This window comes from Bradyrhizobium sp. Rc3b (genome assembly GCF_900114915.1).
Taxonomy (GTDB): Bacteria; Pseudomonadota; Alphaproteobacteria; order Rhizobiales; family Xanthobacteraceae; genus Bradyrhizobium.
The window spans coordinates 1-14,617 of record NZ_FOUS01000016.1; the positions used below are offsets into that span (position 1 = coordinate 1).

At 65.1% G+C, this 14,617-nt stretch carries 15 protein-coding genes and 1 pseudogene; 8 read left to right on the top strand and 8 right to left on the bottom strand.

What is annotated here, in order from left to right; genetic code table 11:
• Nucleotides 1-236 (top strand): transposase (locus BM190_RS31235; RefSeq protein ID WP_143109109.1); only part of this gene is annotated, 236 nt, incomplete at its 5' end.
• 129 nt (nucleotides 237-365) lie between these two features.
• Here the strand turns inward: BM190_RS31235 and moaB are convergent.
• Together moaB and ypfJ are read right to left on the bottom strand one after the other, a co-directional pair.
• Nucleotides 366-929 (bottom strand): molybdenum cofactor biosynthesis protein B, encoded by a 564-nt coding sequence (gene moaB / locus BM190_RS31240; protein ID WP_092261518.1) that lies wholly within the window; start codon nucleotides 927-929, stop codon nucleotides 366-368.
• 161 nt (nucleotides 930-1,090) lie between these two features.
• Nucleotides 1,091-2,020 carry a KPN_02809 family neutral zinc metallopeptidase gene (gene ypfJ / locus BM190_RS31245; protein ID WP_092261519.1) on the bottom strand — a complete coding sequence of 310 codons (930 nt, stop codon included), beginning with the start codon at nucleotides 2,018-2,020 and terminating at the stop codon, nucleotides 1,091-1,093.
• Nucleotides 2,021-2,452: 432 nt separating this feature from the next.
• On the opposite strand from ypfJ, the gene BM190_RS31250 reads away from it, so the two are divergent.
• The 3 genes from BM190_RS31250 (at nucleotide 2,453) to BM190_RS31260 (ending at nucleotide 4,898) form a co-directional block, all read left to right on the top strand.
• Nucleotides 2,453-3,583, top strand: coding sequence for a site-specific DNA-methyltransferase (locus BM190_RS31250; protein WP_091956066.1), 1,131 nt, complete (start codon nucleotides 2,453-2,455; stop codon nucleotides 3,581-3,583).
• A 176-nt stretch (nucleotides 3,584-3,759) separates the two neighbouring features.
• Complete coding sequence (locus BM190_RS31255; protein ID WP_018323332.1) at nucleotides 3,760-4,086, top strand: hypothetical protein; 327 nt, start codon at nucleotides 3,760-3,762, stop codon at nucleotides 4,084-4,086.
• A gap of 125 nt (nucleotides 4,087-4,211) precedes the next feature.
• Nucleotides 4,212-4,898: a glutathione S-transferase family protein gene (locus BM190_RS31260; protein ID WP_092261520.1), complete on the top strand. Its 687-nt coding sequence runs from the start codon at nucleotides 4,212-4,214 to the stop codon at nucleotides 4,896-4,898.
• A 58-nt stretch (nucleotides 4,899-4,956) separates the two neighbouring features.
• Here the strand turns inward: BM190_RS31260 and BM190_RS31265 are convergent, their stop codons facing one another.
• The 3 genes from BM190_RS31265 to BM190_RS31275 form a co-directional block, all read right to left on the bottom strand.
• Nucleotides 4,957-6,966: a methyl-accepting chemotaxis protein gene (locus BM190_RS31265; protein ID WP_177237404.1), complete on the bottom strand. Its 2,010-nt coding sequence runs from the start codon at nucleotides 6,964-6,966 to the stop codon at nucleotides 4,957-4,959.
• A 330-nt stretch (nucleotides 6,967-7,296) separates the two neighbouring features.
• Entirely contained in the window at nucleotides 7,297-7,506 is a 210-nt protein-coding gene (locus BM190_RS41655; protein ID WP_312012694.1) for a DUF1127 domain-containing protein, read from the bottom strand.
• An 11-nt stretch (nucleotides 7,507-7,517) separates the two neighbouring features.
• Nucleotides 7,518-7,961 carry a nuclear transport factor 2 family protein gene (locus BM190_RS31275; RefSeq protein ID WP_177237405.1) on the bottom strand — a complete coding sequence of 148 codons (444 nt, stop codon included), beginning with the start codon at nucleotides 7,959-7,961 and terminating at the stop codon, nucleotides 7,518-7,520.
• A gap of 91 nt (nucleotides 7,962-8,052) precedes the next feature.
• Between BM190_RS31275 and BM190_RS31280 the strand changes: the two genes are divergently transcribed.
• Nucleotides 8,053-8,970 (top strand): LysR family transcriptional regulator, encoded by a 918-nt coding sequence (locus tag BM190_RS31280; RefSeq protein WP_092261524.1) that lies wholly within the window; start codon nucleotides 8,053-8,055, stop codon nucleotides 8,968-8,970.
• 107 nt (nucleotides 8,971-9,077) lie between these two features.
• On the opposite strand, the gene BM190_RS31285 is transcribed toward BM190_RS31280, so the two are convergent.
• Complete coding sequence (locus tag BM190_RS31285; protein WP_018323326.1) at nucleotides 9,078-9,698, bottom strand: glutathione S-transferase family protein; 621 nt, start codon at nucleotides 9,696-9,698, stop codon at nucleotides 9,078-9,080.
• A gap of 126 nt (nucleotides 9,699-9,824) precedes the next feature.
• Between BM190_RS31285 and BM190_RS31290 the strand changes: the two genes are divergently transcribed.
• Entirely contained in the window at nucleotides 9,825-11,117 is a 1,293-nt protein-coding gene (locus tag BM190_RS31290; RefSeq protein WP_092261525.1) for a flavin-dependent oxidoreductase, read from the top strand.
• A gap of 687 nt (nucleotides 11,118-11,804) precedes the next feature.
• Nucleotides 11,805-12,258, top strand: a pseudogene (locus tag BM190_RS31300) (Clp protease/crotonase-like domain-containing protein).
• Nucleotides 12,259-12,261: 3 nt separating this feature from the next.
• Here BM190_RS31300 and BM190_RS31305 read toward each other — a convergent pair.
• Complete coding sequence (locus tag BM190_RS31305; protein ID WP_092261527.1) at nucleotides 12,262-12,681, bottom strand: PaaI family thioesterase; 420 nt, start codon at nucleotides 12,679-12,681, stop codon at nucleotides 12,262-12,264.
• A gap of 51 nt (nucleotides 12,682-12,732) precedes the next feature.
• Entirely contained in the window at nucleotides 12,733-13,851 is a 1,119-nt protein-coding gene (gene mutY / locus BM190_RS31310; protein WP_092261528.1) for an A/G-specific adenine glycosylase, read from the bottom strand.
• A gap of 160 nt (nucleotides 13,852-14,011) precedes the next feature.
• Between mutY and BM190_RS31315 the strand changes: the two genes are divergently transcribed.
• Nucleotides 14,012-14,503, top strand: coding sequence for a DUF721 domain-containing protein (locus tag BM190_RS31315; RefSeq protein ID WP_092261529.1), 492 nt, complete (start codon nucleotides 14,012-14,014; stop codon nucleotides 14,501-14,503).
• Nucleotides 14,504-14,617: the final 114 nt, after the last annotated feature.

The following is a 14,617-nucleotide window of genomic DNA, read 5'->3' on the forward strand; positions in this document are numbered from 1 at the left end:
AGCCCCGCATCGCGTTCCGTCCCAACAGACATCATCCGGAACTGCCGCCAAGGCTCAAACGCTACAACCGCCTCATCGCACGCCGGCGAGCCCAGGTCGAGACCACCTTCGCCACTCTCAAACGCCGCATGCGACTGACTTGCATCCGCTACGTCGGTCTGATGAAGGCAAGCGGGCAGGTCCTGCTCGCCTCGATCGCCTTCAACATGAGGCGGTGGGCCACGATCGCGGCCTGAACCGCCCGCCGAGGGCGAACACTAGAGACCTCGCTGGCAATTGCCGTGACCGCGCCCCTCTCTCCTCATGTCCTCAGCCTCCAAGACCGATAACGCAACAGGCCCACAAGGGGAGAAGGGAGAAAGCAATCACACCGTCGCGCCTTGCGCCTTCGGCCTTCGCAGATGCTCGTCCAGCCGCGGCATGATCTCGACAAAATTGCAGGGCCGCGTGCGGTAGTCGAGCTGAGCGGCAAGGATGCCGTCCCAGCCGTCGCGGCAGGCGCCGGGGGAGCCTGGCAGGCAGAAGATGTAGGTCGCACCCGCGACGCCGGCGGTGGCGCGGCTCTGGATCGTCGACGTCCCGATCTTGGCGTGGCTCAGCAGGTGGAACGCGATCGAGAAACCGTCCATGCGCTTTTCGAACAGCGGCTCGATCGCCTCCGGCGTGACGTCGCGCCCGGTGAAGCCCGTGCCGCCGGTGGTGATGACGACGTCGATGCCCGCATCCGCGATCCAGCGGCGAACGACGGCGCGGATCGCCTCGACATCGTCGGTGACGATCTCGCGGGCGGCGAGGCGATGGCCCGCTGCGGCAAGGCGGTCGGCGAGCGTCTGGCCGGACTTGTCATCCGCGAGCGCACGGGTGTCGGACACGGTGAGCACCGCGATGTCGAGCGGGATGAATTGTTTTGCTTCGTCGATGGAGGCCACGACTTCACTCCTGTTTCCTGCCCACCGCCGTCATCCTGAGGTGCGCGCCGTGCGGTGCAAGGGCACCGCAGGGCGAGCCTCGAAGGATGGGCCGCAGGCTCCGCCATCCTTCGGGGCTCGCCAAGTGGCGAGCACCTCAGGATGACGCCACTAATAGCTTACTACTGCCCGCCGCCGAACGTGTTGCAGGCCTGGACCGTGCCCTGCTGATAGCCGGTCATGAACCACTGCTTGCGCTGCGCGGCCGAGCCGTGGGTGAAGGAATCGGGCACGACGCGTCCCGTGGCCTGGCGCTGCAGCGTGTCGTCGCCGATCGCGCTCGCCGTGGTCAGCGCGGCGTCGATGTCGCCGGGCTCGAGGAAGTTCGGACGCTTCTTCGACTCGCGATTGACCCAGACGCCGGACAGGCAATCGGCCTGCAATTCGACCTTCACCTGGAGCGCGTTGGCCTCCGCCTTCGAGCCCGCCTGCTGCTGCAGCCGCGTCACGCGCGGAATGATGCCGAGCAGGTTCTGGATGTGATGGCCGGCTTCGTGCGCGATGATGTAGGCGGTGGTGAAATTGCAGGCGGACTTGCCGGAGCAGCCGCGGAAGCGCGTCTCGACCTCGCGGAAGAACGAGGTGTCGAGGAAGATGGTGCGATCCGGCGGACAATAGAACGGCCCCATCGCCGACTCTGCCCGGCCGCAGCGGCCGCCATTGGTGACGTTGCGGAACAGCACGACCTTCGGACCGGTGTAGGACTGGCCGGAGGCCTGGAAGATTTCGCTCCAGCGATCGTCGATCTCGCCGAGAATGCCGGAGATCATGCTCCCCATCTCGTCCGTCGGCGCCCCGCGCTTGCCTGACGAGGCCTGGCGATCGGTCTGATAGCTCGGCGCCTGGCCGCCGCCGGTGAGAATCTCGGCGCCGCCGATCAGGATGCGCGGATCGATGCCGAAGGCATAGCCGACGAGGCCGAGCACGATGATGGTGCCGATGCCGAGCCCGCCGCCGCCCATCGGCAGGCCGAACCCACCGCCTCCACCGCCGCCACCCTCGTCGCGACGATCCTCGATGTCGTCGCTGCGGCGGAAGTCATCGTAACGCATGGCGGCCTTCCCTTTGGAGCCCCCGATTCCCGGACCCCCGATTCAGTTTCGTCGGCGCGCAGGAGCGCGAAAGCTCAACGCGCCACACACGTAAAATTTCCCTTGCCTTTATCAATATCGTGGCCGGCAAAAATTGCCTAGTGCGGCAACATGGCGATGCCAGCAATTTTTTCCGAGGGTCGAGCAATTTTTTCCGAGAGAAATTTGGGGCTTTTTTGGCGCCGGGACTGCTCCCGCAACGCGAAGAATTGCGAAATACACTGTAAAACACGACGAATGCGCACGACGACCAGCGCGCCGGACGCGGTGCGGGGACTGCTCACGAAAGCGGCGGGTTAAGTCGATTTTTACTTTGCCGCTTCAATGTAACGGTCAGTCGGTTGTTTGGTCCCGCGTCGCCGACAGCGTCGCCTGAGTCAGAGTTCTTGAGTCATGGTAGAGTCGCGTCGCGGGGCGTCTGCAAGGGCGCCCCGCACAAATTTTGAGTCCGCCTCGCATCGCATCATTCTCGGTGATTGCGTCGCCGAGATGTCGAAGCTTCAGGCTGGTTCGGTCGATCTCGTGTTCGCCGATCCGCCCTACAATCTCCAGCTCAAGGGCGATCTCAAGCGCCCCGACGAATCCCATGTCGACGCGGTCGACGACGACTGGGACAAGTTCGATTCGTTCTCCGCCTATGACGATTTCACCCGCGCATGGCTGCTTGCCGCGCGCCGCGCGATGAAGCCGTCGGCGACGATCTGGGTGATCGGCTCCTATCACAACATCTTCCGCGTCGGCGCGATCATGCAGGACCTCGGCTTCTGGCTCCTGAACGACATCGTCTGGCGCAAGTCGAACCCGATGCCGAATTTCCGCGGCCGCCGCTTCACCAACGCGCACGAGACCATGATCTGGGCCGCGCGCGACGAAAAGGCCAAGGGCTACACGTTCAACTACGAGGTGCTGAAGGCCGCGAACGAGGACGTGCAGGCACGTTCCGACTGGCTGATCCCGCTCTGCACCGGCGAGGAGCGCCTCAAGGGCGCCGACGGGAAGAAAGTGCATCCGACGCAGAAGCCGGAAGGCCTGCTCGCACGCGTGCTGCTGTCCTCATCCAAGCCCGGCGATCTCGTGATCGATCCCTTCAACGGCACCGGCACCACCGGCGCGGTCGCAAAACGCCTCGGCCGCTCCTATATCGGCTTCGAGCGCGACAAGACCTATGCGAAGGCCGCGGAAGCCCGCATCGCCAAGGTCGAGCCGCTGCCGGAGGAGAGCCTCGCCCCGTTCATGACTGCGCGCGAAGCACCGCGGGTCGCATTCTCCGAGCTGATCGAGCGCGGCATGATCATGCCCGGCACGAAGCTGTTCGACGCCAAGAAGAAGCTCGGCGCATTGGTGCGTGCCGACGGCGCCATCATGTTCGGCGACAAGGTCGGCTCGATCCACCGCATCGGCGCGGTGGCGCAGGGCGCGCAAGCCTGCAACGGCTGGACCTTCTGGCACGTCGAGACCAAGAAGGGTCTCAAGCTGATCGACGAGCTCCGCGCCGAAATCCGCGCCGGCATGGCGGCGGAGTAGCCGCTTCCCACGATCTTGTAGGGTGGGCAAAGCGAAGCGTGCCCACGTCCTGCCCAATTGACGCGAAGACGTGGGCACGGCGCAAACGCGCCCTTGCCCACCCTGCGGCGCCTTGAATGGGGCGGCAGTCGGGACTAGATTTGCCCGGTCAGCTCCCGTCCTGACCGGTGGGCCCCATGCGACGACAGTCCGAGACATTGCTGTTGGTGCCGCTGCTGCCGATCTTCCTGCTCGGCATGTTTCCGATGTTCCTGATCGCCCTGCTGGGATTCTTCGGCCTCGCGCTGTTCGGCGTGCTCGTGATCTGCGTCGGGCTCGCCAGCAGCAACGAGGCTCACGACAATTTCAATCACGACGTCATCGTTCACGGCTATGCGCGCGGATCGGAGCGCGCGGCGCGGGCCTCCGACATGCATCTGGCCACGCGGCTCGGGCTGCGGCTGGAAGCGGTCGGCGCCGCGATGGTCATTACGGCGGCAATCGGCCTTTGTTACGCCGGCTGATCTGCGTGGCGCGCAGATACCGCCCGGCAAACTCGCCGGTTGCCCTCCCGCAACGGGTTCAGGCAAGACAGGCGGCGCGGCCATGACGCTGCGTTCGCGCCTTGCAACAACCATTGGGGAGATCGATGCTCAAATTCTATTTCAACGGATCGCCGAACCCGACCAAGGTTGCGCTCTATCTCGAAGAGTCCGGCCTGCCCTTCGAGCCGGTGAAGGTCGACACCCGCAAGGGCGAGCAGTTCACGCCGGAATTCCTCAAGATCAATCCGAATGCCAAGGTCCCGGCGATCGACGATGGCGGCACCATCGTGTTCGACAGCAACGCCATCCTGCTTTATCTCGCCGAGAAGACCGGCAAGTTCCTGCCCGCCGCGAGCGTGCGCGGCGAGACGCTGTCATGGCTGATGTTCATCGCCACCGGCGTCGGGCCGTATTCGGGGCAGGCCGTGCACTTCAAGCATTTTGCGCCGAAGGACCAGAACCACGACTACGCCCATAACCGCTACCAGTACGAGACCGACCGCCACTACAAGATTCTCGACGCTCACCTCAAAGGGCGCAGCTACATGGTCGGCGACAGCTATTCGATCGTCGACATGGCGCTGTGGGGCTGGGCACGGATGCTGCCGTTCAAGCTCGGCGACGACGCCTTTGCGCGCTACCCGAACGTGAAGCGGCTGGTCGACGAGATCTCGGCCCGCCCGGCGGCTGCGCGCGCGATCGCCCTGAAGGACAAGTTCACCTTCAAGGCCGAGATGGACGACGAGGCGCGCGCCAACATGTTCAGGCACATGGCGACCAAGGTCGCCTGAGCGCACCGCGCCGCTCTTCGAGGCCACGCGCATGCGCGTGGCCTTTTGCGTTTGGGATTCAGGCGGCGTGGACCGAGTTCAGGAACTTGGCCACTTCGAGCTTGAGGCGGTTGCTGTCGGCCGACAGCGAGCGCGCTGCCGACAGCACCTGCGATGAGGCCGAACCGGTTTCGGAGGCGCCGCGCTGCACGTCGCCGATGTTGGACGACACCCTCTGCGTGCCATGAGCCGCCTGCTGGACGTTGCGGGAAATCTCCTGCGTCGCCGCGCCCTGCTGCTCCACGGCGGCCGCGACCGTCGACGAAATCTCCGACAGCCGCTCGATGGTGCCGCTGATCTCCCTGATGGAGCCGACCGATTCCTCCGTCGCGGCCTGGATGCCGGACACCTGCTGGGCGATCTCGCCGGTGGCCTTCGCAGTCTGCTCGGCGAGCGCCTTGACCTCGGAGGCGACGACGGCAAAGCCGCGGCCGGCTTCACCTGCGCGCGCCGCCTCGATGGTGGCGTTCAGCGCCAACAGATTGGTCTGGCCGGCGATGGTGCTGATCAGTTCGACCACGTCGCCGATCCGCGCGGCGGCCTTGGAGAGCGCGCCGACCCGGTCATTGGTCCTGCTCGCCTGACCAACGGCCTCGACCGCGATGCGGGCGGATTCCTGCACCTGGCGGGCAATCTCGGACACCGAGGAGGACAGCTCCTCGGTCGCCGAGGCAACCGCCTGCACATTGGCCGAGGCCTCCTGCGAGGCGCTGGCGACCTCCGTCGACAAATCCTGGGCCCGCGAGGCGGTCGTGGTCAAGGTGCCGGCGGAGGCTTCGAGCTCGTTCGATGCCGACGACACGGTGTTCACGATCTCGCCGACCGCCTGCTCGAACTGATCAGCGAGCCTGACCATGTCCTTCTTGCGGCTTTCGGCCTGCCGCGCCTCGACCTCGGTCTGCTCGGCGCGCAGGCGCTCGGTCTCGACCATGTTGTCCTTGAACACCTGGATCGCCTTGGCCATGTCGCCGATCTCGTCGGCCTTGCCGCGCCCGGGAATCTCGACCTCGAGATTGCCGCCGGCAAGCCGCCCCATTGCGCTCGTCATCGAGGCCAGCGGACCGACGATGCTGCGGGCGATCAGGAAGGCGACGATGCCGCCGAACAGGATGGCGAGGCCGCCGGCGATCTCCTGAACGGTCGTCGTGCCGGCGATCACGGCTTCGGCGGTCGCACGCGAGTCCTGATAGTCCTTCTTCAGGGTCGTTTCCGCGGCCTTGAGCCTGCCGACGCTATCGACGATGAGAGGCGCGAGGTTCTTGTGGTAGATCTCGTCGGCCTGAAGCATCGCGGCGGACGTCGTCTCGAACGCCGATTTGTAGATGCCGAGCGAGGTCTTCACCGGCGCGAGCGTGGATCGCAATTCCACTGCCTGCGGGCTCTTTTCGAGAGCCGCGAGCCGTTGCGCCGCCCGGTCTACGCTCGCCCTGAAATTCGCGGGTCCCTGCGCGTCGCGCAAGGCCAGGAAACGCCAGTTTGCGACCCGAACAAGGAGGATCCTGGATTCGAGGTCGGCGACGAGGGCCGCGGTGTCTTCGTCGACGGCTGCGCGCGCCGCATCGACCAGCTTGCCCATCTTGACGGCCAGCTCTTCGCCGCTCGGCAGCAACGTGGCCTTGCCCGTTCTCGCCTCGTTGACGGCGTCGCCGAGGTTGTCACGCAAGCGTCGCATCTTGGCAATGTCGTCGATGAGGCCGTTGTAGAGCGCTCGCCGATCCTCCGAGAGCGTCCCCTTGGCGCCGACCCGCAACAGCTCGATCGCAGCGGTTTCCCGCTCTTGCGCCTCTTTCATCGCGGGCTCGTTGGCGTCGTAGACGTAACGCAGATTGGCCCGCTGGATCGCCTGAAGATGGGTCGATATTTCCAAAACCCGCGCCGTGCTGTCCGAAAGTGCGGATTGTCTCGCGACCTGATCCTGCACCGCCCGCAAATTCCAGACGGCAACCACCGCCATCGCGAGACCGACCGCCACCAAGGCCATGAAGCCTGCGTACAGGCGTCCCCTGATCCGCAAACGAAACTTCGGCATTCCCACTGTCCACCCAGATGCATTTCACTTCGAGCGGCCGAACAAGTCCGGCAAATCGTCACGACCACCCTGGCAGCCGCGCGTCTTTGCGACCCACGCTGCACCGCGACACAATGGGGGACACTCGTTAATTGAACCTTCCCATTTTTCGCGCGCACCAAAGCGGCGCGCACAATATCTGCTGATTTTATAGCCAGTTGCGCTACGCCCTTGGCGCAAGGCGTGCGACCCATGCAGATAGATACCTGCATGGGGCGCCCGGATGCATGCCTGCCTACGCGGTGGCCTGCTGCAATTGCCGCCCTGAATCCCTCCGTTCTCTCGATATTTTCAATTCCGCCGGAAGGGCTTCTTCAGCTCGTACTCAATCTCCGAACGAGACATCCCGCAGTCCAGAAGCTCCCGCTCGCTCATCATGACGAGCTGACGGCGCGCCGAAGACCGCTCGCGCCTGATACGGACGATCTCCGCCAGTCTTTGCCAGACCGACGCGACCATCGCCCACGGTGACGGACGTCGCCGGCGGGCGGACCAGATCATGCTCAAGTCGGTCAGCCCGCGGCTCTGACGCCCCCTTGGGGAAAAGAACCGAGCGCCCGCTCGGTCAGGATCGAGTCGCAGTACTCGCGGATCTCCTTGATCTTGCCGTCCTCGAGACGAAACACCAGGCAATAGTCATTGTCGTAGCGCACGCCTTCGGGCGTGACATTGTCGCCCTTGGCCTCCACGACGACCACATCTCCGTCGGCGATGAAGCGGTGGGCGACCGTGCGCGTGCGGTCGCGCAGGCGGGTGCGCACATAGGCGTGCAGATCGTTGAGGATCGACTCCTTGCCCGAGAAGGTGCGCGACCAGGAATACTGGCCGGTCACGACCCATCTGGCATCCTCGGCAAGACTTGCGGCGAACAGGGCGCGATCGCGCGCGGCCGGATCGGGATTGGCGGCGGCGGCGAAAATATCCTGCATCAGTTTCTTGTTGGCGCTCGCGTTCATGGCGGCATCTCCGTTTGGTGGGAACGCGGAGATCATCGCCGCAGCATCAAAATTCCTCAAATCGATAGAGAATATGATATCTATTCGCCTGATGAATTTGAATTCGCTTGACCTCAACCTGCTGACCGCGCTCGACGCCCTGCTGCGCGAGGCCAGCGTCAGCCGCGCCGCGCTCCGGATGGGCCTGTCGCAGCCGGCGGCCAGCCACGCGCTGCAGCGCCTGCGCGACATACTTGGCGATCCGCTGCTGGTGCGCACCGGTGCACGGATGGAGCTGACGCCGCGGGCGCAGGCCCTGCGCGCGCCGCTGGCGCAGGCGCTCGATCAGGTGCGCGGCCTGTTCGTGCCCGATGACTTCGATGCCGCACGCAGCGAACGGCAATTCCGCCTGATGATGCCGGATCTCGCAGTCGAGCTGCTGATGCCGCCGCTGATGGAGAAGGTGACGCGGGCCGCGCCCAACGTCCGCATCGACATCGTGCCATGGCGGGGATCGGCGATCTTCCATGCCGAATTCGCCCGCACCATCGACCTCGTGATCTCGATCGGCAACGCCTTCAAGGGTTTTCACCGCCAGCTGCTCTACGTCGACAGCGACGCGCTGGCGGTGCGGCGCGGCCACCCCTTGGCCGCGAAGCTGAAGCGTCGCGAGACGTTCCTGGCCGCGCGCCATGTCGGCGTGATCATCCGAGGCAGCAACGAGGATCTGATCGACACCTGGCTCAGGGCCAAGGGCATCGAGCGGCACATCTCGCTGGTCGTGTCAGGCTATCTCGAAGCGCTGCACGTCGCTGCCCGCACCGATCTCGTCGCCTTCGTGCCACGCCGGCTGATCGCGGCACTGTCGAAACAGCTCGGCCTCGTCACAGTGACCCCGCCGCTCGACCCCGGGATCGACGAGCAGTTCATGTTCTACCCGACCCGCGCGCAGATGGACCCCGGCTCGATCTGGCTGCGGCGGCTGATGCTGGAGACGGGGCGGGAATTGGAGAAGCGGAAGGCCGGGTAGCTCCCGTAGGGTGGGCAAAGCGGAGCGTGCGCACCACCTGTCGCCGCCGGAAAATGATCGTGGGCACGGCGCTTTGCGCCTTTGCCCACCCTACAAGAGCCGGGCTCTTACGCCTTCTGCGCGGCCATCACCTTTGCTACGGCGGGGCGGTCAGACATGCGCTTGAAATGATCGGCGATCTTCGGCGTCGCGTTGATGTCGACGCTGTCGCCTTCGAGCCAGGTCGAGAGCGTGTAGAGATAGGGATCGCAGATCGTGAACTGATCGCCCATCACCCAGGGCCCCCGAAACATCTTCTGCTCAATCAGGGCGAAGCAGGCGCCCATGGTCTTCGGGACCATCGCCTTCATGTCGGCGAACGAGCTCTCCTGCGTCGCCCAGCGCGGACCGCGCATCTTGTGGGCATGATTGATGTGCACGGTCGAGCAGAGGTAGGAGTTGAACGACTGCACCTGGGCGAAGTCGAAGGGATCATCGAGCGGCGCGAGCTTCGCCTTCGGGAAGGTCTGCGCGAGATAGGCCAGCATCGCCGGCGTCTCGGTGAGGACGCCGCGATCGGTCACCAGCGCCGGCACGCGGCCCTTCGGGTTGATCTTGAGATAGTCCGGGCTGTTCTGCTGGTTGTCCTTGAAGCTCAGCCGTTCAGCCGTGTAGTCGGCACCCGCCTCCTCCAGGGTGATGTAGGTTGCGAGCGCGCAGGTGCCGGTGGCGTAGTAGAGCTTGAGCATGTCGGACCTCATGGGGGAAAACCCGAGGTTAACGGCCCTCCGCCGCCCCGTCCATAGGGACCTCTTCGCAGTTGCCCACGGCCGCCCGGCCGTGCGAAGACGCCGTCAATCGGAGGGGATTTAGACATGACCGTACTCATCGCCGGTGGCGGCATCGGCGGGCTGACGCTTGCGCTCAGCCTGCACCAGATCGGCGTTCCCGCAAAAGTCTTCGAAAGCGTCGCGGAGCTGAAGCCGCTCGGCGTCGGCATCAACGTGCTGCCGCATGCAGTGCGCGAGCTGATCGAGCTCGGGCTGATGGACAGATTGGACGCCAGCGGAGTGCGGACGCGCGAGCTCGCCTATTTCTCCAAGCACGGCAAGCCGATCTGGAGCGAGCCGCGCGGGCTGGAGGCCGGCTACAAATGGCCGCAATTCTCGATCCATCGCGGCACGCTGCAACAGCTCCTGCTCGACACCGCGATCGAGCGGCTCGGCCGTGACAACATCCTCACCAGCCACCATCTGACCGGCTGGGCCGAGACGGCCGACGGCGTGCGCGCCGACTTCATCGATCGGGCGACCGGCAAGGCCGCCGGGAGTTACGACGGCGCGATCCTGATCGCCGCCGACGGCATTCATTCCGCCGCGCGCGAAAAGCTCTATCCCAATGAAGGCCCGCCGATCTGGAACGGCCGCATCCTCTGGCGTGGCGTCACGCCTTCCAAGGCCTTCCTGACCGGCCGCACCATGATCATGGCCGGCCACGAGATCCTGAAATTCGTCTGCTATCCGATCAGCAAGACGCCGGACGCGGCGGGCAACCATCTGATCAACTGGGTCGCCGAGCGCCACATGCCGCCGACCTATCAGTGGCGGCGCGAGGACTATAATCGCGCCGCGCGGCTGGAGGAGTTTCTGCCCTGGTTCGAGAGCTGGCAGTTCGACTGGCTCGACGTGCCCGGCCTGATCAAGAACTGCCCGCACGCCTATGAATATCCGCTGGTGGACCGCGATCCGGTCTCGCAATGGACCTTTGGCAAGGTCACGCTGATGGGCGATGCCGCGCATCCGATGTACCCGATCGGCTCGAACGGCGCCTCGCAGGCCATCCTCGATGCCCGCACCATCACCCGCGAGATTCTCGCGCATGGACCGACGACCGCGGCGCTGCTCGCCTATGAGGCCGAGCGCCGGCCCGCGACCACCGACCTCGTTCTGCTCAACCGCAAGAACGGCCCCGAGCAGGTCATGCAACTGGTCGAGGAGCGCGCGCCCGACGGCTTTGAGGTCGTCACCGACGTGCTGTCGCAGCAGGAACTGGAAGACATCGCCGCCAACTACAAGCGCGTTGCGGGCTTCCAGGTCGAGGCGCTGAACGCGAAGCCGCCGATCGTCAGGGGAGATGCGAAGCGCGAGCGCCTGAAGGCGGTGCGGTAAGAGTTGTCCAACCGCCCCGCGTCCGTCACGGCCCATCAATATCCATACTGTCCGGAACACACCCAATTGCCATAGGCATCGTAGCAACGGTTGTTGTAGTAGCCGTATGCACCTGCCGCCGCCGCTCCGACTCCGACTGCCGCGGCTCCGTATGCGGCTCCCCGGTAGACGCCTCTACGCGCCGCAGTACGTGCTACGGGGTACCCTGCTATCGGCCGGGAGACGTGAGCGCGGCCGTAGCGACCAGCGTGAACGGCACCGCCTCTGTAGTGCGCGCCTCCTCCGTGAAATCCCCCTCCCCGATAGGCGACACCTCCTCCGCGGCCGCCGCGGGCGAGTGCGTCATCGGGAACAAGGCTTGCGCCGACAAGAGCGGCTGCGGCCAAGCCAACCAGAGCATATCGAAACATGGGCGTCCTCCCGTCATTGGAGTGCCGGTTCTATCCGCAGGGTGATGCCGTCAACGGGACAGGCACTTGCCCCATCATTTGGCGCGCCCTGCATGTCCAATTGACCTAGATCAACGCCCGTCTGTTTCAAAGACCCGAATTGGTCCAGCGCTTTCAGGCCGAGGCTGAAGACCATGAGCGGCCGCAACCGCCCGCTGGTGCGCTTCGATCTAAGCCAATCCTTGGATGCGAGAGAAATTTGTCCATTCGATAGACGCGAATAACCGAGGCTGCGATCATGAAGTTCCGGGCGGGGTTGCTTGCGGCGGCTATCTTGCTGACCGAAATGCACGCAAGTCATGCGGCGATACGGATCGCCGGCGATCGTGGCGGGCTAATCGACGCCTATGTTGACAGATATGAGCGCCTGCGCACTTCCGGAGAGACCGTCATCATCGATGGACTCTGTGCCTCATCGTGCACCATCGTTCTCGGTGCAGTTGCCGCTGACAAAATCTGTGTGACCTCGAAGGCCGCTCTCGGCTTCCACGCTGCTTGGGATTTCGGTCGGAAGGACGATTACCGACCATGACGCCACCAATTACCTATACTCCATGTATCCCGGGCCGGTGCAGCGTTGGATCGCGGCACGCGGCGGGTTGAGGCCGCAACTCATCTTGCTGCGCGGCAAAGCACTTCAGGCGCTGTATAAGCCTTGCGCGCAGCACTCCGCGACACGGCCCCGACGGTAACGACTACCGCACCACCCTCGCCGCTTCCAGCAACCGCTCGGTCGCGCTTGCCGTTGCCAGCACCGTGCCGTTCTCCGCCATCAGCTTGGCCTCGACAAACGCGATCGTCTTGCCGAGCTGCGTCACCGTCGCCTCCCCGATGATCGGACCGGGCTTGGCGGGGCTGAGGAAATTCACGGTCATGCTGATGGTGGTGGTATAGAGCCGGCCCTCGCTCATCACCAGCACCGCCGGGCCCATGGTGTCGTCGAGCATGGCCGAGAGCATGCCGCCCTGGATGAAGCCTGCCGGATTGCAGAACTCCGGCTTGCCCTCGAAGCCGAGCTTGATCCAGCCCTCCTCGGGACGGGCATCGAACAGGCGCCATCCCAACAGCTCCGCACAGGGTGGCCTTGGAAAATTGTCGAGCGCGGTCTTGACCATTGGCAGCCTCCGTTTCGCACCCGATAGCTTAGCGCTGCTGCCAGCGTGCTGTCAGGAGGACGAGCCCGCTGAAAGGTTGAGCGCGTGCGCGATGACCTTGCGCATGACATTGGGCAGCGCCTCGTCCCTAAGGGTGGCGAGCGGCACCCAGCGCATGCCCTCGGGCGCGCGGGTGCGGGCTGCGGCTTTCGCCGTGTAGACCACCAGTTCGAGCGGAAAATGCGTGAAGACGTGGGTGATGACGCCCATTTTGCGGTGCCAGCGCGACAGCCCCTTCAGCGCCGGCGCCTGCAGCTTCGCCGCCGCGTCGTCCTGGCCGGCGAGCCAGTCCGAGCCGGGCACTTCGGTCATGCCGCCGAGCAGGCCCTTTTCGGGCCGGCTGCGGACCAGCAGCTCCTCGCCGCGTGTGACGACGAAGGCCGCTCCGCGCCTGAGCGTTCCGCTCTTCTTCGGCGCCTTGCGCGGAAAGGTCTCCTGCGTGCCTTGCGCGCGCGCGATGCAATCCTCGTTCAGCGGACACAACGAGCAGGCCGGCTTTTTCGGCGTGCAGATCGAGGCGCCCAAATCCATCAACGCCTGCGCGCTGTCGCCGGCGCGGGAGTTTGCAAGCAGCGTCGCCGCCAATTGCTGGATCAGAGGTTTCGCCTGTGGGAGCTCATCTTCAACTGCAAAGAGCCGCGACACCACCCGCTCGATATTGCCGTCGACCGGCATCGTGTGGCGATCGAAGGCGATCGCCGCGATCGCCGCCGCCGTGTACGGCCCGATGCCCGGTAGCGCACGCAGCCCCTCCTCGGTGTCGGGAAAGATGCCGCCATGCTCGCGTGTCACCGCGACCGCGCAGGCGTACAGGTTGCGCGCGCGCGAGTAATAGCCGAGCCCGGCCCACATCCGCAGCACATCATCCTGCGAGGCCCGTCCGAGCGCAGTGACATCCGGCCAGCGCGCGACGAATTTTTCGAAATAGGGCCCGACCGCCTTCACCGTGGTCTGCTGCAGCATGATCTCCGACAGCCAGACGCGGTATGGATCCGACGTCTCGCCGGGCGCGGCCCGCCACGGCAACCGGCGCCGGTGGCGGTCGTACCACTGGAGCAGGAGCGTCGGACGCGATGAGACTTTCGACTGAACTGGTTCCGGCTTGGCCTTGAGGGCAGATCTAGGGCTCATGCCTTCACTCTAGCTGCAACGCATCAGTCTCTCCACGTCATGCCCGCGCCTGTCGCGGGCATCCACGTCTTTCTTCGTGGCGAGACGTGGATGGCCGGGACAAAGCCCGGCCATGACGGCGTCAGTTCCTGACACGTCGCGCATGGTGCTATAAGGACCCATGTCCAAATTCCCTCCCAAACCCGGTCCCCTCAGCGCCAAGCCGCTGGGCATCCTGCTCAACGACGTCTTTGCCGAGGCCTATGCCAAGCAGGGGTTTGCGGCGCGCGAATTGGTGACGCGGTGGGCGCAGATTGCAGGTCCGGAGATCGCGGCCCATGCCGAGCCGCTGAAGATGCAATGGCCGCGCCCGGTGGAGGGCCAGCCGCAGGAGCCGGCGACCCTGGTGCTGCGGGTGGAGGGGCCGATGGCGCTGGAGACCCAGCATTCCGCCGACGTGATCCTGGAGCGCGTGAACCGCTTCTTCGGCTGGAGCGCGGTCGGCAAGCTCGCCTTCCGCCAGGCTCCGCTGTCGCGCCCCCGGCGGCCGGTGCGGCCCGGCCCGCCCGATCCCAAATCGGTGGCCAAGGTGGCGGAGAGCCTTGGCGACATCGAAGATGAACAACTGAAGACGGCGCTGGCGCGGCTGGGGGCCGCCATCAAGCGAAATTGAGCCTTATTTCGCGGTCAATCTGGACCCGTCTCTACCGCTCGCCATTGCCTCAAGCTACGTTTCAAGCTAGCGACAGGCCGCCCGGGCGGGAACTTCATGGACCCCTGGGGCGAG